1 protein-coding gene is annotated in these 268 nt (G+C 67.5%); it reads right to left on the bottom strand.

Annotation, left to right across the window (positions count from 1 at the left end; translation table 11 throughout):
• A partial coding sequence (locus AAEY88_RS13890; protein WP_350563322.1) for a hypothetical protein occupies positions 1-203 on the bottom strand: 203 nt, incomplete at its 3' end.
• Between the last annotated feature and the right edge of the window lie 65 nt (positions 204-268).

Here is a 268-nt window from a genome sequence, read left to right as displayed (position 1 = left end):
CCGTTGTTCCAGCTCAGCACGTCGGGCGGATCGGTCGCGAGCCAGCCGGACATCTGCACCTTGTACGCCTCCTCGCCGACGTAGCTGATCTTCAGGTCCACGTCGGGATTCGCCTTGTGGAACTGGTCGAACACGGCCTGCCACGTCGCGCGCTGGTTGCCGCGCGCCGCGACGTTCACTTTCAGCGTGCCCGCGTCGGCCATACCTGCGGCGCACGCCGCGGCGGTCGTCAGCGCAAGCAGCAGTCGGCTCGCACGAAGTCTCATCG

The organism is Psychrobacter sp. CAL346-MNA-CIBAN-0220 (genome assembly GCF_040309805.1).
Taxonomy (GTDB): Bacteria; Pseudomonadota; Gammaproteobacteria; order Pseudomonadales; family Moraxellaceae; genus Psychrobacter.
Note: the sequence above shows the minus strand (reverse complement) of the source record. Positions and strands in the feature narration are given on the sequence as shown.